We start from the raw sequence: 18611 nt of genomic DNA, 5'->3' as shown, positions 1-18611 counted from the left end.
AAACGAGTCTCGTTTGCCTGAATCTCATAATATTATTTTTTACTTAAGCTGACAGTCTCTCTCCACACAGTGATACAAAGTATTGTCCTCCCAATAAGATATTCACTTTAAAAAAATTCTTTTTTACCTTTACTCCTTCGACATAAAAAAGAAACACCTATTTTATAGGTGCTCTTAGGAGGGTTATGAAAAAGAATAACTGTATTATAACGTGACTATCTTAAAGAAATCTAAATACCTTTATTCATTTTAGTTTAATCGTCAAGTCGAATATTAAGCCTAACCAGCAAAATACAGACAAAAACACTTGGATAAACCAAGTGCTTTCAAGGAGATTATATGAAAAAGATTAAACGTAGTATAACTTTCTTAGCTTAAAGTAAACTAAATACCGTTATTCACTTTAATTTAGTCATCAAGTCTAATATCAAGCCTAACCAGCAAGATACAGACAAAAACACTTGGATAAACCAAGTGCTTTCAAGGAGATTATATGAAAAAGATTAAACATAGTATAACTTTCTTAGCTTAAAGTAAACTAAAGTCATTCTTACCAAAATAATCTCGTCCCATGTACTTGATCAAGAGGTAATTTATCCAGTAATTGTGGGACATTATCTACTGTCAAGCCACCACCGACCAAAATTTCAATTCTTCCTACTGCATAGTTAACGATTTCCCGCAACCAAGCAAGGTTATCCAGAGCACACCCTGTCAGGCTTCCTCTGGTCAAGATCCGCGTAACACCACGTTCTGCCAGCCAATCAATCGCTTCAAACTGGCGATTGCGAGGAATGTGATCAAAAGCCATGTGAAAGACTATTTGACAACCTTTTGATACTGCCAAGAGCTTTTCCATAGCTACTTCATCTAACCAATTCTCCTCCGTTAGCAGACCGTAGACCAGACCATCTGAACCCAGCCTTTTAGCGACCTTACAATCCTCTACCATCATCTCAAGTTCTGCTTCGTCGTAGCAAAAATTTCCACCACGAGGACGAATCATGGTCATCACGGTTGCATCGTATGTGTGAGCTAGCTGACAAACATAGTCAATCACTGCGTAACTTGGAGTCGTTCCTCCCACAGCTAAATTGTCACAGAGTTCGATACGCTGAGCACCACTTGACAATGCCCTTACTAGGTCTACATGATTTTCTGAACAAAATTCTTTTATCATTGCTAATTCCATTTCAATCTTTTCTTTTAGTATAGCAAAAAAGAGGTTGGAACAAAAGTCCACCCTCACTTTTTAGAGTTTATTTTCCCACTCTCCAAAACAAGCAAATCTTTTAAGGAAACCAAGAGAACCGCCATTAAAATCAAGAACATTCCAACAAAATCAATCAAATAGAAGCGTTCGTTAACCAGCCAAACCGCAAAAAACACGGATGCTACAGGCTCGATGGAAGCCAAAAGACTTCCCTTAACAGGACCGACTAGGCTAACTCCCTTGAGAAAGGCAGTGTAGGCAAAAATTGTTCCGACACCAACAATCCCCAGCAAGCCAAGCAGACTTCCACCATCAAAGGGCAGGCTATATTGCCAAGTCTGTAAACCAACAGTCACCACAAAGCCTCCCATCAACATGCCAAGTCCAATCACAACTGTGCTACCATATTCACGAATCAATTTAGTTGGAAGTATGATATAAAGGGCATAGGTAAAGGCAGAAAAAATTCCCCAAAAGAAACCAATAGGAGTCACAGCCAGTTGATCCAATTGTCCATGTGTAGCAATCAAAAAGGTTCCCGCAATAGCCAAACCAATCGAAATAAGTTCGATACCAGTTGGTCTCTGGCGGTCCTTCAAACAAGTATAGGCTAAAACCAGAATGGGACAGAGATATTGAAGAACAGTAGCTGTCCCAGCATTAGTGTGGTAAATAGCCTGTAGGTAGGCGGTCTGATTCAATACTAGACCTAACATAGCAAATATAAAGATTCCTAACAAGGCAGACTTACTTTTCAGCACAGCTATAAGCCGCTCCCTAGCGGTCGCATAAGCTAGACTTAGTAAAAACACTCCTGATATTAGCAAACGAAAAGAAGTAATCACATCAACTGATACTCCTCGTATCATTAGATATTGTCCACTTACTCCTGATAGACCCCAAGCAATCCCAGCAATCAGAGTAATGACCGTTCCAGCTTTAGAATCTTTCATATTACCTCCCCGACTTATTTTCAAATCAATCCACTTTAATAGACTCTAGCCAAGCATTGGCTTTATTACTACACCTATATTTGATTTGAGCTGATTATTATTATAACAAAAAGAGTAGGCTTCGTGTACTGCCCCCCGAAAGTTGAACAAGAAATATTTTTGAGCCTTGCTTCGTCCATCAGACCGTATTCTCTCAGCTTTTTTAGTACGGCATTTTGAACACAGTCTAAACCATATTTGTCAATCAGTCGGACCAAGTATTGGAGATGAGCTTTATTCACATCAAATTTTTGGCTGAGTTGTAGCCACGTCCAACCTAATTGTTTTAAGTGATAGATTTCAACTTTATCGTTAGCGTTTAATTTTATAAGAAAAGCACCCCAATCGTTAGATTTTGTGTCTAACTTTCGGGGTGCAGTACATCATCCTACTCTTTCTAATCCTCTTACAAAGATAAACCGACAGTCTCTAAAAATCGCATGAAAGCTGCTTGACCTTCTGGAGTACGTTTGTAAACACCTGCATCTTCTAAAACCTGGGAAAAAATTTTCCCAACAGATTCACGAACAAGTTGACCTACATTACTTTCAGTGAGATCTGGATTTTCAGTCTTCAGACGTTCTGCCCAAACCTGATGGCAATCAGCTACTTGGCTTCTCTGTCCTAGTAAGAATTTTTCCACCTCAGCTAATTCCGTCTTGAGTCTTGGTGGTAAAATAGCCAACCCCATAACCTCAATCAATCCAATATTTTCTTTCTTGATATGTTGGACATCTGGATGAGGATGGTAAATACCATCTGGAAATTCTTCTGATGTCTGATTATCACGGAGAACTAAATCCAGCTCATACAAATCAGCTCGTTTCCGAGCAATTGGAGTAATTGTATGATGAGGAATACCGTCCGTCTCAGCCTTTATCTGTACTAAATCATCTGAATAGCTCCGCCATTTTTCCAAAATCTTTATAGCCAAACCAAGGAGAGGCTCTTTATCACTGGCAGTCAAACGAATTACAGACATCGGCCATTTAACAATTCCTGCCTGCACGGTTTCAAATCCTGCAAAAGTCAATTTTTTCTCAATAGGAGCTTGATCCATAGCAAAATGATGACGCCCCCCCTGATAATGATTGTGAGTCAAAATGGAGCCACCTGAAATCGGCAAATCCGAGTTGGATCCAATAAAATAGCCTGGCAACATGTCAATTAGTTCCAATAATTGTACAAAAGTCTGTGAAGTGATTGACATTGGGACGTGTTGAGTATTGAGGAAAATCGCATGCTCATCAAAGTAGGCATAAGGAGAATATTGGAACCCCCAACACTCTTTCCCCAAATCCATACGAATGATGCGGTGGTTTGCACGCGCAGGGTGGTTAATTCGCCCTTGGTACCCTTCATTTTCCATACAAAGTAGACACTTGGGATAGTTAGAACTTTCTGCCTTCGTTGCTGCTGCGATAGCTTTGGGATCCTTTTCAGGTTTGGACAGATTGATGGTAATTTCCAAATCACCATATTCTGTAGGCACTTGATAATAGATATTTTTGGCTACAGCAGCTACTTTGATATAATCATTTTTCTTGCTAAGGCTATAAAAATCAGCAATAGCCTGTTCAGGAGCAGTTGCATAGGTCTCCCAGAACTGACGATTGACCTGACTAGGACTTGGAGTTATCAAGTCCATGAGGCTAGCGCCAACCACTTCTTGCTCTTCTACCAGTTCTCCGATAAAGCCTGTTTGGACAGCCTGAGCTAAGAGAGCATCTTTGAGTTCAATCAGATTTTCCAAGTTCGTCTCTACAGTCAGCACCTGCTCTCCAACCAAAGCGATAACTCTATTGCGCAGATAGAGAGCATCCATTTCTTCAAAGCTACTATGGGCAATGACCTGCTCCACAAATTTATCCACAAGATTTATCATTATTTCTCCAATATCTAGTAAGTTTAATCATTCTTGTTATTACTTTACAGCATATTAAGTGCTAAAAATCAAACAGAGATAGAGCTTCATCCCCTCAACAAGGTACAGATGTAACCAACAGAATAAAATACAAGAAATAGCTAGAGAATACAGGATCCACCAGCAATTTCGGCGACATAGAAGCTTGGCTCATAGCCAACAACCTCTGTGTAAATTTTGCCAACATTTCCTGTAAAAACCTCAACCTGATCTCTATGTACGATGGCGATACCGCAACCACCAAAACCTGCACCTGTCATACGAGCTCCCAAGACTCCCTCTTGTTCCCAAGCAGTGTGAACAAGAGTATCTAATTCCAAGCCTGTCACCTCATAATCATGTTCCAAAGAAACATGAGAAGCATTGATTAGACGGCCAAACATTTTCAAATCCCCTTCTTCCAAAGCTTTTCTAGCCTGTAAAGTTCGTTGATTTTCTAAGACAGCATGACGAGCCCGCTTAATCCGATTTTTGTCCTTAATCAGGTAGCTATACTGGTCAAAGGTCCACTCATCTAGCTCACCTAAGGTTTGAATCGTAAGGAGACTATTAAGTTCCTCAACCGCCTTTTCACACTCAGCACGGCGTTCATTATATTTTGAATCCGCCAATTCACGACGTTTGTTGGTATTCATAATAACAATGACATAATCTCCTAAATCAAGTGGAACCAGGTCATAGTTCAGGGTATTGGTATCCAGATAAATGGCTCTATTGTCTGCCCCCATACCGATAGCAAATTGATCCATAATTCCAGAGTTAACTCCGATAAAATGATTTTCCGTTTGTTTTCCAATTTTCACCAAGTCCAAGCGAGTTAAATCTAAGTCATATAAGTTCTCAGCAATAATCCCAATCAAGAGTTCCAGAGAAGCAGATGAAGACAAACCCGATCCATTTGGAATATTACCATAAATGAAAATTTCCATACCTGTATCAATCCTGTGACCTGCTTCCTGCAAGAACTTAAGTACCCCCTTGGCATAGTTGGCCCAGTTATCTGCCTTATCAAAGACAAGATTGTCTAAGCCAACCTCAATAATCCCCACTTCTCCAAAGTTGGCAGAATAAAAACGCAAAAGGCGATCCTCACGCTTACGAGCTGCACCATAAGTTCCCAAGGTGATAGCAGCCGGAAAAACATGCCCTCCATTGTAGTCCGTATGCTCGCCAATCAAATTGATCCGTCCCGGTGAGAAGAAAGTCGCATCAGCCTCTTGACCAAAAATATCCAAAAAGGACCGTCTTAGTTGTTCTTTTTCCATGAGAACCTCCTGTGTGTTGTAATCGTTTTCTTTTATTGTACAATTCACTAGTTAAATTGTCAATTTTTTACTAAAAATTTACTAATTTTATTTTTTATGCTATACTAAGCATAAATAAACAGGAGAATATCATGGTTACTATAAAAGACATCGCTAAAAAAGCAGAGCTATCCCCTGCCACTATTTCCAGAGTTTTGAATGGGGATACAAGTCTCTCTGTCAGCCAAGAAACGCGTCAAAAAATTTTAGCTCTGGCACAGAAACTTGGTTACATCAAACACTTAAAAAAGCAGGCTCCTCAGCAAAAAGGTACCATCGGCATCGTCCAATGGTACACCGAAAGTGAAGAGTTAGCAGATCTCTACTATTATTCTATTCGGGTTAGTATTGAACAGACAGCCAGTCAATTAGGTTATCAGATTGTCCGCTCCTTCAACGATTTGACAAATCCACTCCTCCACAACCTAGATGGCATCATTGCAGTCGGTAAATTTTCTTCTGAGCAAATAGCAGAGCTGGCTAGTCTATCTCCTCAGTTAATTTTTGTTGACTCTGATACGCTGCCTGAAGGATTTTCCTGTATCACAACTGACTTTGAACACTCTGTTCAGATTGTAATCGACCACTTCCGTTCGCAAAACATAATAGACATCGGCTTGCTAGTTGGTCAAGAAAAAACAACAGACGGCTACCAACTCCCGACAGACCCTCGCCTAATTGCCTTTAGAAACTACCTAGGAACCTTGGGTATTTTTCAAGAGAACTACATCTATCAAGGAAACTTTTCTACCCAGTCAGGCTACGAACTGATGAGTCAAGCCATAGAGGACTTGGGCGAGCAACTCCCTCCTGCCTTCTTTATTGCTAATGATACCTTAGCTGTCGGAGCTCTCCGTGCGCTACAAGAACGACAGATTGCCGTTCCAGAACGAGTTCAACTGATTACCTTTAACGATACAGCCATCACCCGTCAAGTCTATCCAGCCCTCTCTTCTATCAGCGTCTTCACCGAAGAAATGGGGCAAGAAGCTGCACAACTCCTCGATCGCATGATAGCAACTTCAGGCATCTATCACCCACGAAAGATAAAACTAGGAACTCGGCTGGTCATTCGAGATAGTAGTTATTAAAACTTTATATGAATGTAGTAAAAACCGAGAGCCCTAAAGACGAGTTCTCGGTTTTATCATATTCTTTTTAATCCAACAACTTAGCCAATTCCTGTGCTAATAATTGTTGAGCAACTTGTGGGTTGGCTTGTCCCTTGGTTGCCTTCATGAGGAAACCTGTAAAGGCCTTATCCGCATTCCGCTTACCAGACTTGAAGTCTGCCACCGCTGCTTCGTTGTCGGCAAAGACCTGATGGATAATCGGAATCAAAACTGCCGGATCTGAAATCTGCACCAAACCAGCCTTCTCAACGAAAACTTTGGCAGAACCACCTTCCTTAGCCAGATGGACAAAGACCTTCTTGGCAATCTTAGAAGAGATGGTACCATCAGCAATTAGAGCAAGCATTTCCACCAGATTTTCTGGAGTCAGAGCGATTTGTTCAATGGTCCTGCCTTCCGCATTGAGGAATTGAGCGACTTCACCCTGTAGCCAGTTAGAAACCTGTTTAGCATCACCACCTAGTGCCACCGCTGCCTCAAAGAAGTCAGAAAGCGCCTTGGTCGCAGTCAGTTGCCCTGCATCATAGGTCGTCAAACCAAGCTTATCTACATAATTGGCACGACGAACTTTTGGAAAGACTGGTAGGTCTTTTCGCACTTCCTCAATCCAGTCATCATCAATCTCATAGAGTGGCAAGTCTGGTTCTGGAAAATACCGATAGTCAGACGAACCTTCTTTGACACGCATCAGAATGGTTTCACCAGTTGACTCATCATAGCGACGGGTCTCTTGCTGAATTTGACCACCGGAACGCAGAATCTTAGTCTGACGCTCTACCTCGTACTGTAAGCCCTTGCGGACATAGTTAAAGGAGTTCAAATTCTTCAACTCGGTCTTGGTACCAAACTTCTCCTGACCATAAGGACGCAAAGAAATATTGGCATCGACCCGCATAGAGCCTTCTTCCATTTTGACATCAGAAATACCTGTATACTGGATAATTTCCTTGAGAGCTGTCAAATAAGCATAGGCTTCCTCAGGCGAGCGCATATCTGCTTCTGATACAATCTCAATCAAAGGTACACCCTGACGGTTAAGATCCACATAGGAATAACCATCTGTACCATGCGTATTTTTCCCTGCATCCTCTTCCAAATGAGCACGTTCGATACGGATTTTCTTAGTCGTACCATCTTCTAGCTCAATCTCAATCCAGCCATCGTAGCCAATTGGCTCATCAAACTGGGAAATCTGATAGGCTTTTGGATTATCGGGATAGAAATAATTCTTTCGGTCAAAGTGCATTTCCTTGTGAATAGCCATATTTAAGGCCAAAGCCGCCTTGATACCTGCATCCACAACTCCTTTATTCAAAACAGGAAGAACCCCTGGGAACGACCAATCAATCACATTGGTATTGGCATTTGGATCCTCGCCAAAATGAGCGGATGAAGGTGAGAAAATCTTAGAATTGGTATTCAACTCCACATGGACTTCTAGACCAATTATCGTTTCAAAGTTCATTTGTTAGCACCTCCAAAAATCACTGGTTGTTGCTTATGGTAATCTGTCGTTGCCTCAAAAGCAGCAGCTACTTGATAAATCGTTTCTTCTGAATATTTTGGACCAATCAACTGCAAACCAACTGGCAGACCCTCTACAAAACCAGCAGGGATAGATAGTCCTGGAAGACCAGCCAAGTTAACAGGAATGGTTAAGAGATCCGCCAAGTACATAGCTACAGGATCATGGTTCAGGGTATCCAAATCAAAGGCCACTGTCGGAGCTGTCGGTCCCAAAATCAAATCATAATTCGCAAAAACTTTTTCAAAGTCTTGGATAATCAAGGTTCGTACTTGACCAGCCTTCTTGAAGTAGGCATCGTAATAACCAGATGATAAGCTAAAGGTTCCCAACATAATACGGCGCTTAACCTCCTCACCGAAACCTTGGCTACGCGTTTTTACATAAATTTCTTCCAAATTGGTCGCATCTGGTGCGCGGAAACCATAACGAATACCATCAAAGCGCTGCAAATTTGAAGAAGCCTCTGACGAAGCAATAATATAATAAACAGCGACTCCATACTTAGAATGCGGCAGGCTCACTTCCTCAATAATAGCTCCCAAACTTTCCAAATGCTTAGCAGCCTTGAGAATTGTTTCTTTGACCTGCGGATCAATCCCTTTCCCTATATATTCCTTAGGAAGTGCAATTTTAAGTCCTTTGATGTCTTGACCAATCTTGCTAGTAAAGTCGGCAATCCCATTGAGGATTGAGGTTGCATCTTTCGCATCATGTCCTGAGATAACATTGAGCAATTGAGCATTTTCCTTAACCGTCTGTGAAAATGGACCAATCTGATCAAGAGAAGAACCAAAAGCAATCAACCCAAAACGTGATACCGTTCCATAGGTCGGTTTCATTCCAACAATACCATTAAAAGCTGCTGGTTGACGGATAGAACCACCCGTATCTGATCCCAAAGATAAACGAACTTGCCCAGAAGCAACAGCTGCTGCTGAACCACCCGATGAACCACCAGGAACCTTGGCTTGATCCCAAGCATTCTTTGTTGGCTTAAAGGCAGAATTTTCGTTAGATCCACCCATAGCAAACTCGTCCATATTGGTCTTACCGATGACAATCATCCCTGCATCATAGGCTTGAGAAACAGCAGTCGCATCAAAAATTGGCTCATAGTTGTAGAGCATTTTAGAAGCTGCTGTCGTTAGAATTCCCTTAGTAGAGATATTATCCTTAACGGCAAATGGAATACCTGCCATAACATTATCTGCATCGATCCCTTTTTTATCAAGAGCAGCAGCTTGAGCCAAAGCCTCATCTTCCGTAATCGTCAAGAAGGCATCCACAGCATTCTCACGACTCTTGATGTCTGCTAACGTTGCCTTAGTCAACTCAAGCACAGAAATCTCCTTTTTGACAAGAAGGTCATGCAACTCATCAATGGTCTTATGATTAAATGTCATTCGGCTTCTCCTCCTCCATCTAAAATCGCTGGTACCTTGATAAAGTTATTTTGAGACTCAGGTACATTTTTAAACAAAGCCTCACAACTCTCGCCTTTTTGGGCAATATCTTCCCGCAAAACGTTCTTACGATCAGCCATGGTTGTCGTCACAGAAACACCTGTTGTATCCACTTCATTGAGCAATTCAACCATATCAACAATCTTGCTCAAGGTCGTTGCAAACACGGCTGTCTCTTGGTCCGAAAATTCCAGCTTAGATAGCTTAGCAACGTGACGGACTTCAGCTTCAGAAATCTTCATTCTTACTTTCCTCCTATGGAAATCTATTTTTCATTATACCATATTTCTAGACTTGAAAAAAGGTAGAAATCACCTCGTATACCACCATTCTCTATCAAAAAACCAGCCCAAAAGGCTGGTCTCCAATGCATATACTCAACGAAAACTAGTCTAATATCGTTGCACCGAGTACATAGCGCAGATGATTAAGCGCAAATTGATGACGCTCCTCCGTTAAGGTAGCAATCGCTGATGCTACCACTTCAATCTGATAACCTTTATTGTAGGCATCAATAGCTGTATGAAGGACACAGATGTCTGACAGAACCCCTGTTAGAACCACCGTATCTACTCTACGCTCCCTCAAACGAACATCCAAATCTGTCCCCGAAAAAGCTGAGTAATACCGCTTATCGATCCAATGCACACGTGCATGATGCTTATATACCTGATAAAAATCTGCCAGAGGGCCATATAAATTACGCCCTTGTGTTCCTATAATATTATGAGGAGGAAATAACTTCATCTCTGGATGAAAATGATCCTCTTCCCTATGGGCATCAATTGCAAAGAAAATATAGTCTCCATTTTCGAAAGACTCCCTTGTGACTTGCGCAATACGATCAGAAATAGCCTGCGCTGGCGATCCAACCGTTAACTTACCACTCGCTGCAACCATATCTACTACGTAGTCAATTGAGATAAGCGCCTTAGTCACCTTAATAATCACGTTTCTTAATCTCATCAAAAATCGCCGGAATAAGAACCTTCAGATAGGTTCCTTTCATTCCCAGAGAACGACTTTCAATAATACCAGCACTTTCCAATTTACGAAGTGCATTAACAATAACAGATCGAGTAATACCAATACGATCAGCAATAACTGAGGCCATCAACTGCCCCTCATTGCCAGTCAACTCACCTAAAATAGCTGCAACAGCCTTCATTTCTGAATAAGAAAGGGTATTGACAGCCATATTGACTGCAGCACGACGACGAATATTCTTTTCATCTTCTTCCCTTTGGAAATTGAGTAATTGAATCCCAACTACTGTTGCTGCAATCTCCACTAGAATCAAATCATCGTCATGGAACTGCTCATCATTACGCCAAATAATGAGGGAACCAAATCGAATCCCCGTTACATGGATAGGAGCAATCGTTGTCAAACCATTGGGATAGGTAGAACGCAACTCAACTGGTATAGCAGTCAACTCACTTTCTACAGGCAAATTAACCTGAGTATCATAAACCCGAGCAACAGATCTCACGTATTCTTCGGGAAACTGCTTATTTTGAAAAAATTCTTCCACACGATCATTGTTTGTTTTATAGTTCATGTGGTACCCCAAAACCTCACCCTCACTATTGATAATGCAAGAGTTACAATCAATGATGGCTGATAAATGATCAGCAATGGCATTGTAGGGCAATTCTTCCGCCAATTGCTCTTCGGAACGCTTCAAAATAGAAGTAATATCCCGTGTCTTTTCTAATAATGTTGTCATACTTTCCTCTTTACTCTGTAATTGCTTTCAGTATAGCAAAAAATACACAAAATTTCAATAATTATCAGAAAATTTACCGTTATTAGAAAACAAAAATCATTCTAATCAAATGAAAAGAAGGCTGTAGAACCCATTTACACCCTTCAAAACCAGATTACCTACGATATTGACGCAAGAATCGTGTCATCTTCTCCTGAATCTCTGCCAATTCATCAACACGTGGTAGATACACAATACGGAAATGGTCAGGATCTTTCCAGTTAAAGCCACGTCCATGTACTAAAAGTACCTTCTCCTGCTTGAGGAAATCCAAGACAAATTGCTCATCATCATCTATCCGGTACATCTCCCGATCAATTTTTGGAAACACATACAGCCCTGCTTTAGGCTTGATAGTAGAAAGTCCTGGAATATCATTGATAGCTTTTGTTATAAACTCCCTCTGTTCGTACAAACGCCCCCCAGGAATCAATAATTTATCCACAGATTGATGTCCTCCAAGAGAAGTTTGTACCACTTGTTGAGCTAAAACATTGGAACAAAGTCGCATGTTAGACAACATATTCAATCCTTCAATGTACCCCTTAACATGCTTCTTGGGACCTGACAAGACCATCCAGCCTACCCGGAAACCACAAATCCGATGAGACTTGGACAAACCATTCATCGTCACGACAAACAAATCTGGAGCCAGGGTAGCAATCGGAATATGAACCGCGCCATCAAAGACCATTCGATCATAAATTTCATCAGAAAAGATAATAAGCTCATGCCGCCGAGCAATATCAATAATCCCCTCTAAAATTTCTTTAGGATATAGAGCACCTGTTGGGTTGTTAGGATTGATCAGTACGATAGCCTTGGTTCGTGAAGTAATCTTAGACTCCATATCCTCCAAATCCGGATACCAATCAGCCGCCTCGTCACAGATATAATGGACAGCCTTCCCACCTGCTAAACTAATAGCTGCTGTCCACAATGGATAGTCTGGCATAGGTACCAAAACCTCATCACCATTATCTAGCAAACCTTGCATAGACATAACAATCAGCTCACTAACACCATTTCCAAGGTAAATATCTTCAATATCAACATTTGGAAACTTCTTCAACTGACAATATTGCATAATCGCCTTGCGAGCTGAAAAAATACCTTTACTATTAGAGTACCCCTCTGATTTTCGAGCATTATGAATCAAATCACGGATTACCTCATCTGGCGCCGTAAAACCAAATTCAGCAGGATTACCTGTATTCAAGCGCAAAATCTGCTCACCATTGGCACGCATGCGCATGGCTTCTTCCAAGACAGGACCACGAATGTCATAAGCTACATCATCCAATTTTGTTGATTTATTAAACTGCTTCATGCCGTTACCTCAACTTTCTATCTGTTCTATTGTACTTTAAAAGGTTAAAAAGTACAAGAATCCTTTACAATTTATCTCAAAAGGCTTATAATGAGGGCGTAACCTATACTGTCTATCATAGACCGGCCTTCTGAAAGGAGTGATGGTAATGACCCAATCATATAAAACAATTCTTGTTGCTGTAGACGGTTCAAAAGGAGCCGAATTAGCTCTCCACAAGGCTATACATGTCGCTATGCGCAACCAAGCTCGCTTGATTATTGCTCATGTTATTGATACACGTTCTCTTCATAATGTTATCGCTTTTGATGCCTCTGTCTATGAGTCTTTAGAAAGAGAGGCAGAACTTCTTCTTGAAGAATACAAGCAAGAAGCACTGAATGCTGGGCTAATTGATGTTCAAATTCGCGTTGAATTTGGCAATCCAAAAACCTTGTTAGCTGTAGATATTCCTAAGGAAACAGGAGCCGATCTCATGTTGTTAGGAGCAACCGGTCTCAACGCCTTCGAGCGACTCCTTATCGGTTCTTCATCTGAATACATCATGCGCCATGCCAATATTGATTTACTTATTGTGCGAGATGGAGAGAAAAGTTTATAAAGTGAAAGACTTGATTTAGTGATCAAGTCTTTTCATTTGTCTCTTCAGTTCTTCTTGAATCTTTCCCTCTGGCGCAAAGCGTTCTTCCCAATCATCTGGTTTTAAAATTTTATGAGTAACCGGATCAAAATGTGCCCTACCATCTGGGAATATCTTCCCCATATTGGCTGCATGAACCAAATGGAAAATCGGCTCTGGATCAACCCCCATTAAAACAAACGAACCATAGGTAAAATACAGAATATCCAAAAGAGCATCTACCTGATCTCGCATAGAGACACCCACTAACCGTTTGCTGCACACCTTCTCAACTGCTTTATCTAACTGCTGGTGAAGCTGGGCAATCCGTCCATGAAAATCCTCTTCACTTTCAGAAGCTGCATACAAAAATTCTACCAATTCTTCAAGCTTAAAACCAACACGGTGCACAGCAGTCTCCCCATCATATTCCTGTGGCACTTCCTGAATTTGTCCATCCATTAAGATATGGAAATCTCTCACTCTATTAAAATTGTTATCCTTGCTCTGAAACATCTTTCTCCTCAATCACTCCAAAATGAATTAGCGCCTTGCAAATCCCATCTTGATTGTTTGTATCCGTAACAAAAGAAGCTACTTGTTTAGCTTTTACAGTCCCATTTCCCATAGCAACCGAGTACTTGATTTCTTGCAGCATCTCAAAATCATTATCAGAATCACCAAATACCATGACATTATCTAAACTAAATTGATATTGCTTGGCTATCCTTAAAATACCCGTCAGTTTCGAGTTCCCCTTACTGATGATATCTGTAGCATAGGGACTTGAACGCGTAAAAGATACATCAGAAAACCGTTCTTCCAGCATCTGCGTTTCTTCCTCACTAACCAACAACATTAGCTGATAGATAGGCTGAAGTAGAAAATTTTTTAGATCGTTCTGTTGCTGAGGACTAATCCAACGTACAATACGATTAAAAATAAAATGAACAAAAGTAGCCCAAGACTCAGGAATCATGCGAGTGACTCGGTAGGCAAAATTTCCCATCCCAGCACTCATAATCTTACTTCCAAATACACCCCTAGCAGTCCCGAAAGATAGCTCCTTACGGTGCAGCTGAGCATATTCTATAATCTGTTCAATCTGTTTCGACTCTAGAACCTGACTATAAATAACTTCCTCCCTTGAAAAAATATATTGACCATTATAAGCAATTGCCAAATCCAAGCCAAGACTAGCCATATATTGTAAAATAAAACGCGGACCTCGACCAGTAGCCAAACCAACTAAAATACCTTTTTCTTTCAAAGCATTGATAGCAAGAATTGTTGACTTACTGACCATACGACTATCTGTCAATAAAGTACCATCAATATCGAAAAATACAGCCTTTATTGTCAACCCATCTCACCTTCTTTCTCGGAAATTATGATACAATTAGTATATCATATTTTGAAAGAATCAGAAAATTTATGAAAAGAATTCTAGTATTGCATACAGGCGGAACAATCTCTATGCAAGCCAATCAACAAGGAGAGGTCGTCTCAAACCCAGTCAATCCTATGACAAAAATAGATACACCGATAGAAGAAATCCAAATTACTTCCTTGGATTTTTTCAATGTTCCTAGCCCCCACATCAACCTCGAACACATGATGGCGCTCTACCAAAAGATAAAGAAAGAGGCTAACCATTTTGATGGCTTTATCATCACACACGGAACTGATACTTTAGAGGAGACAGCCTATTTTCTCGACACTATGGCCATCCCAGAAAAACCTATCGTCCTAACAGGTGCCATGCGTTCTTTAAATGAGTTGGGTAGCGATGGTATTTACAACTATCACACAGCCCTTCGTGTAGCAGCCGATGAAAAATCTGCTGACAAAGGAGTCCTGATCGTCATGAATGATGAAATTCATGCCGCAAAGTATGTGACAAAGACTCATACAACCAATGTCTCGACTTTCCAAACACCAACCCATGGACCGCTTGGTCTAGCTACAAAGCAGGAAATCCTCTACTTTAAAACTGCGGAACCCAGAGTTCGTTTTGACCTCTCTCAAGTGTCTGGAACTGTTCCTATTATTAAAGCCTATGCAGGAATGGAGTCGATCCTCCTAGATTCACTATCTACCAACAGCATTTCTGGACTGGTCATCGAAGCACTCGGAGCAGGTAATCTTCCTCCAACCATCTTACCTGCCATCAAGCACCTCCTTGAACAGCAAATCCCAATTATACTAGTTTCCCGCTGCTTCAATGGCATTGCTGAACCTGTCTATGCCTACGAAGGAGGAGGAAGTCAACTGAAACAAAGTGGTATTCTCTTTGTCAAAGAACTAAATGCCCAAAAAGCTCGCCTCAAACTCCTCATTGCCCTCAGCGCAGGGCTTAAAAATCAGGAATTAGCTGACTATATCCAAGGCTAAGCCTCTTGAAATCAAGACAATAGAAAATACTTTATCCTCCTACACCTTTCCTTTTTCAAATACTCCATTCTTAGACTTTTAGGTTTATCTCTTTTGAATAGCAAAAAAACGAATGATAATAGCAAGTAGAAAACCACTGACTATTTTTCATTCGTTTTTAATTTCTTAATCCCTTCATTGCATAGAAAATTTTGACAGCTCATTAAAAACCAGTGACAAATCATATTAGAACTATTTTGTACAAGAAAAAACTATCCCATTTTCTTTTTCATATCTAATCCAGTTCTTCTCTATCTTTTAGATAGGGAAGCAACACAGACCAAGCTGGATTTTCTTGCCAGTCTTTTTCATTAACAATTTGACTAGCGACTCGCCTAGCTTCCTCTAAAATAGCATAATCCTCCATAATATTAGCTACTTGAAACTCGGGTAAACCAGATTGACGCGTGCCAAAAATTTCTCCCGCACCACGCATCTTTAAGTCTGCTTCTGCCAACACAAAACCATCCGTTGTTTCCGTCATAATCTTCATCCGTTCCTTACCAGATTCTGTTTTCGGATTTGCAACTAAAACAGCATAGGATTGCTTATGACCGCGTCCCACTCGCCCTCTTAATTGATGTAACTGACTTAAACCAAAACGATCCGCATCCATAATAACCATGACTGTAGCATTAGGGACATTGACTCCTACTTCAATCACCGTTGTAGAAACAAGAATGTCTGTTTTTCTTTCCTTAAAGGCTTGCATAATCGCATCCTTCTCTTCATTTTTCATTTTCCCATGCAGTAGATCAATAATGACCCGTTCACCAAAATAAGCCTGCAAATCAGTCTGTAAATCCACCGCATTCTTCAAATCCAACGTCTCAGATTCTTCAATCAAAGGGGAAATGAAATAAACCTGCGCTCCATTGGGTAATTCCCTTTTTAGCCATTCCAAAACGACAGGTAACTGCTGATGCTTCACCCAACGTGTTATAATCGGCTTACGACCAGCTGGCAATTGATTGATAACCGATACTTCCATATCTCCAAAAGCTGTAATAGCCAATGTTCTAGGAATAGGCGTTGCAGTCATCATTAGCACATCAGGATTATCTCCTTTTTCTCGGAACAAACGACGTTGTTTCACACCAAAACGATGCTGCTCATCTGTCACCACCAACCCCAACCGATGATAGATGACTCCCTCTTGAATTAAAGCATGTGTCCCAACAATCATATCCACCTGACCATTAGCTATCATCTCCAAAGCTGTCCGACGTGCTGCAACCTTCATCCCTCCTGTCAATAGGACAATAGACAAATCTGGGAACAACTGACACAGACTCTCGTAATGTTGCTCTGCCAAGATTTCAGTTGGAACCATAATAGCTGCCTGCATACCAGCAGTCACAGTTGCAAACATAGCTAGGCTTGCAACCACTGTTTTTCCGGATCCAACATCCCCCTGCAATAAACGATTCATATGTCCAGAAGATTTCATATCTGCAAGTATTTCTTTAAGAGCCTGTGACTGTGCTTCTGTCAGAATAAAGGGTAAATTCCTAATTTTAGCATCCAAGGCTTCCGGTACATAATGAATCTGCAAACCACTAGAAACCTGACGATTAGCTGATTTTAACTGCTGTAATTGCAATTGAAAATACAATAACTCCTCAAACTTTACACGGCGTAAAGCTTGCTTATATTCATCAAAATTCGTTGGAAAATGCATAGCATACACAGCTGCCTTACGTCCTAAAAGTCTGTAGCGCTCCAACAAGACAGCAGGTAGATTTTCATCTAACAAATCCAAATACCTCTGACTAATTGCAGCTTTGATAGCTTTAACCAAATTGAGCTGTGAAATTCCCTGAGCTACATGGTATACAGGCTGCAAGTCATCCGTTGCTTGAGAAAGAATTTTCATACCCGTTAGACTCGCCTTCCTCTTATCCCACTTCCCCCAAATAGCCAATTCTTGTCCCAATTCAATCTTATCCACCAAATAAGGTTGATTAAAAAACGAAACTGCTATAACAACTTCACCTTGTTTGACAGAAAAGCGAAGACGGTTTTTTTTATGACCATAGTACTGGAGATTAGCTGGTGAAACCACCACCCCCACTATTACCGCCTTCTCACCATCTTGCAAATCAAAAATAGACTTACTTTCAAAATCTTCATAACGAAAAGGATAGTAAGTCAATAAATCACCAACTGTATAAATGGCTAATTTAAAAAATTTTTCGGCTGATTTAGGACCAATTCCCGGTAAAACCGACAATTCATCAGATAATTTTTTCATAATCCTATTATACCAGTAAATCATGAATCAATACAGTCATAACCACCCGTGAAAACGGGTGGCTTGTACACCGACTATAAGCCGTTTTCCTCCAGCAACGCCTAAAGGCGTTCGCTGAACTTCGTTCAGGTTAGTACTTTTATTACTTGACTAATGCCCGTAACAACGGGCTTTTATCGTGTTCTGAATCCGCCACCCGAAAACGGATCTTCATATTCTTTAACACTCAACTTATCAAGTACAATGTCGTCTTTCTCCTGTTCGCGAATGTACTTCGCAACAGTTTTTTCATTTAATCCGACTGTACTGACGTAGTAACCCCTTGCCCCAAACTTTCGATTTCCATACCTTTAGATTTGCATGTTTATCGAAAATCATCAAGGCACTTTTGCTTTTCAAATATCCCATGAAATCGGAAATCGAAAGTTTGGGCGGAATGAGCACAAGCATATGAACATGATCTGACATCATGTGTCCCTCAATAATTTCAACACCTTTATATTTGCATAGATGACGGAAAATATCAATCAAGTCTTGTCCTATTTTGTAGTAAATAGATTTTCTACGATACTTAGGTGTGAAAACTATATAATATTGGCACATCCATTTAGTATGTGATAAACTGTAACTGGTTTTAGCCATTTCTTTTT

General features: G+C 40.6%; 14 protein-coding genes and 2 pseudogenes. 3 read left to right on the top strand and 13 right to left on the bottom strand.

Annotation, left to right across the window (positions count from 1 at the left end):
* Nucleotides 1–550: 550 nt before the first annotated feature.
* From BZG42_RS01785 to BZG42_RS01770, 4 genes are all read right to left on the bottom strand, one after another.
* A complete protein-coding gene (locus BZG42_RS01785) occupies nt 551–1180 on the bottom strand; it encodes a copper homeostasis protein CutC (RefSeq protein WP_155995600.1) in 630 nt (209 codons plus the stop codon).
* 65 nt (nt 1181–1245) lie between these two features.
* Nucleotides 1246–2166, bottom strand: coding sequence for a DMT family transporter (locus BZG42_RS01780; protein ID WP_155962493.1), 921 nt, complete (start codon nt 2164–2166; stop codon nt 1246–1248).
* 445 nt (nt 2167–2611) lie between these two features.
* Nucleotides 2612–4090: a UDP-glucose--hexose-1-phosphate uridylyltransferase gene (gene galT / locus BZG42_RS01775; RefSeq protein ID WP_024532186.1), complete on the bottom strand. Its 1479-nt coding sequence runs from the start codon at nt 4088–4090 to the stop codon at nt 2612–2614.
* Between the two features lie 140 nt (nt 4091–4230).
* Nucleotides 4231–5394, bottom strand: a complete 1164-nt coding sequence (locus BZG42_RS01770) for a galactokinase (protein ID WP_120171328.1) — start codon at nt 5392–5394, stop codon at nt 4231–4233.
* Between the two features lie 131 nt (nt 5395–5525).
* Between BZG42_RS01770 and BZG42_RS01765 the strand changes: the two genes are divergently transcribed.
* Nucleotides 5526–6524 carry a LacI family DNA-binding transcriptional regulator gene (locus tag BZG42_RS01765; RefSeq protein WP_155995602.1) on the top strand — a complete coding sequence of 333 codons (999 nt, stop codon included), beginning with the start codon at nt 5526–5528 and terminating at the stop codon, nt 6522–6524.
* A gap of 67 nt (nt 6525–6591) precedes the next feature.
* Here the strand turns inward: BZG42_RS01765 and gatB are convergent, their stop codons facing one another.
* From gatB to BZG42_RS01735, 6 genes are all read right to left on the bottom strand, one after another.
* Nucleotides 6592–8031, bottom strand: a complete 1440-nt coding sequence (gene gatB / locus BZG42_RS01760; RefSeq protein WP_155995604.1) for an Asp-tRNA(Asn)/Glu-tRNA(Gln) amidotransferase subunit GatB — start codon at nt 8029–8031, stop codon at nt 6592–6594.
* Complete coding sequence (gene gatA / locus BZG42_RS01755; RefSeq protein ID WP_155995606.1) at nt 8028–9497, bottom strand: Asp-tRNA(Asn)/Glu-tRNA(Gln) amidotransferase subunit GatA; 1470 nt, start codon at nt 9495–9497, stop codon at nt 8028–8030. The genes gatB and gatA overlap by 4 nt, the downstream gene beginning before the upstream one ends.
* Entirely contained in the window at nt 9494–9799 is a 306-nt protein-coding gene (gene gatC, locus BZG42_RS01750) for an Asp-tRNA(Asn)/Glu-tRNA(Gln) amidotransferase subunit GatC (RefSeq protein ID WP_155995608.1), read from the bottom strand. Before gatC ends, gatA begins: the two co-directional genes overlap by 4 nt.
* Before the next feature lie 145 nt (nt 9800–9944).
* On the bottom strand, nt 9945–10496 hold the full coding sequence (locus BZG42_RS01745) for a cysteine hydrolase family protein (protein WP_155962514.1): 552 nt from the start codon (nt 10494–10496) through the stop codon (nt 9945–9947).
* A 1-nt stretch (nt 10497) separates the two neighbouring features.
* The gene (gene codY / locus BZG42_RS01740; RefSeq protein ID WP_155995610.1) at nt 10498–11286 is read right to left on the bottom strand and encodes a GTP-sensing pleiotropic transcriptional regulator CodY; all 789 of its coding nucleotides are present in this window, start codon (nt 11284–11286) and stop codon (nt 10498–10500) included.
* 154 nt (nt 11287–11440) lie between these two features.
* Nucleotides 11441–12655, bottom strand: a complete 1215-nt coding sequence (locus BZG42_RS01735) for a pyridoxal phosphate-dependent aminotransferase (protein ID WP_120171323.1) — start codon at nt 12653–12655, stop codon at nt 11441–11443.
* 148 nt (nt 12656–12803) lie between these two features.
* On the opposite strand from BZG42_RS01735, the gene BZG42_RS01730 reads away from it, so the two are divergent.
* A complete protein-coding gene (locus tag BZG42_RS01730) occupies nt 12804–13256 on the top strand; it encodes a universal stress protein (RefSeq protein WP_024532177.1) in 453 nt (150 codons plus the stop codon).
* A 15-nt stretch (nt 13257–13271) separates the two neighbouring features.
* Here BZG42_RS01730 and BZG42_RS10010 read toward each other — a convergent pair.
* Nucleotides 13272–14637 (bottom strand): annotated as a pseudogene (locus BZG42_RS10010) (Cof-type HAD-IIB family hydrolase).
* A 71-nt stretch (nt 14638–14708) separates the two neighbouring features.
* On the opposite strand from BZG42_RS10010, the gene BZG42_RS01715 reads away from it, so the two are divergent.
* Nucleotides 14709–15668, top strand: a complete 960-nt coding sequence (locus tag BZG42_RS01715; protein WP_155995614.1) for an asparaginase — start codon at nt 14709–14711, stop codon at nt 15666–15668.
* Between the two features lie 274 nt (nt 15669–15942).
* On the opposite strand, the gene recG is transcribed toward BZG42_RS01715, so the two are convergent.
* The gene (gene recG, locus BZG42_RS01710) at nt 15943–17961 is read right to left on the bottom strand and encodes an ATP-dependent DNA helicase RecG (RefSeq protein WP_155995616.1); all 2019 of its coding nucleotides are present in this window, start codon (nt 17959–17961) and stop codon (nt 15943–15945) included.
* A 173-nt stretch (nt 17962–18134) separates the two neighbouring features.
* Nucleotides 18135–18603 (bottom strand): annotated as a pseudogene (tnpA, locus tag BZG42_RS01705) (IS200/IS605 family transposase).
* Nucleotides 18604–18611: the final 8 nt, after the last annotated feature.

Source organism: Streptococcus sp. DAT741, from assembly GCF_009866825.1.
Classification (GTDB): domain Bacteria; phylum Bacillota; class Bacilli; order Lactobacillales; family Streptococcaceae; genus Streptococcus; species Streptococcus ruminantium.
Note: the sequence above shows the minus strand (reverse complement) of the source record. Positions and strands in the feature narration are given on the sequence as shown.

Coding starts and splice junctions, on each gene's coding strand:
- BZG42_RS01765 (WP_155995602.1), top strand. CDS start 5,526: ATGGTTACTATAAAAGACATCGCTAAAAAAGCAGAGCTATCCCCTGCC.
- BZG42_RS01785 (WP_155995600.1), bottom strand. CDS start 1,180: ATGATAAAAGAATTTTGTTCAGAAAATCATGTAGACCTAGTAAGGGCA.
- BZG42_RS01735 (WP_120171323.1), bottom strand. CDS start 12,655: ATGAAGCAGTTTAATAAATCAACAAAATTGGATGATGTAGCTTATGAC.
- gatB (WP_155995604.1), bottom strand. CDS start 8,031: ATGAACTTTGAAACGATAATTGGTCTAGAAGTCCATGTGGAGTTGAAT.
- BZG42_RS01780 (WP_155962493.1), bottom strand. CDS start 2,166: ATGAAAGATTCTAAAGCTGGAACGGTCATTACTCTGATTGCTGGGATT.
- codY (WP_155995610.1), bottom strand. CDS start 11,286: ATGACAACATTATTAGAAAAGACACGGGATATTACTTCTATTTTGAAG.
- gatC (WP_155995608.1), bottom strand. CDS start 9,799: ATGAAGATTTCTGAAGCTGAAGTCCGTCACGTTGCTAAGCTATCTAAG.
- BZG42_RS01770 (WP_120171328.1), bottom strand. CDS start 5,394: ATGGAAAAAGAACAACTAAGACGGTCCTTTTTGGATATTTTTGGTCAA.
- BZG42_RS01715 (WP_155995614.1), top strand. CDS start 14,709: ATGAAAAGAATTCTAGTATTGCATACAGGCGGAACAATCTCTATGCAA.
- galT (WP_024532186.1), bottom strand. CDS start 4,090: ATGATAAATCTTGTGGATAAATTTGTGGAGCAGGTCATTGCCCATAGT.
- BZG42_RS01730 (WP_024532177.1), top strand. CDS start 12,804: ATGACCCAATCATATAAAACAATTCTTGTTGCTGTAGACGGTTCAAAA.
- gatA (WP_155995606.1), bottom strand. CDS start 9,497: ATGACATTTAATCATAAGACCATTGATGAGTTGCATGACCTTCTTGTC.
- recG (WP_155995616.1), bottom strand. CDS start 17,961: ATGAAAAAATTATCTGATGAATTGTCGGTTTTACCGGGAATTGGTCCT.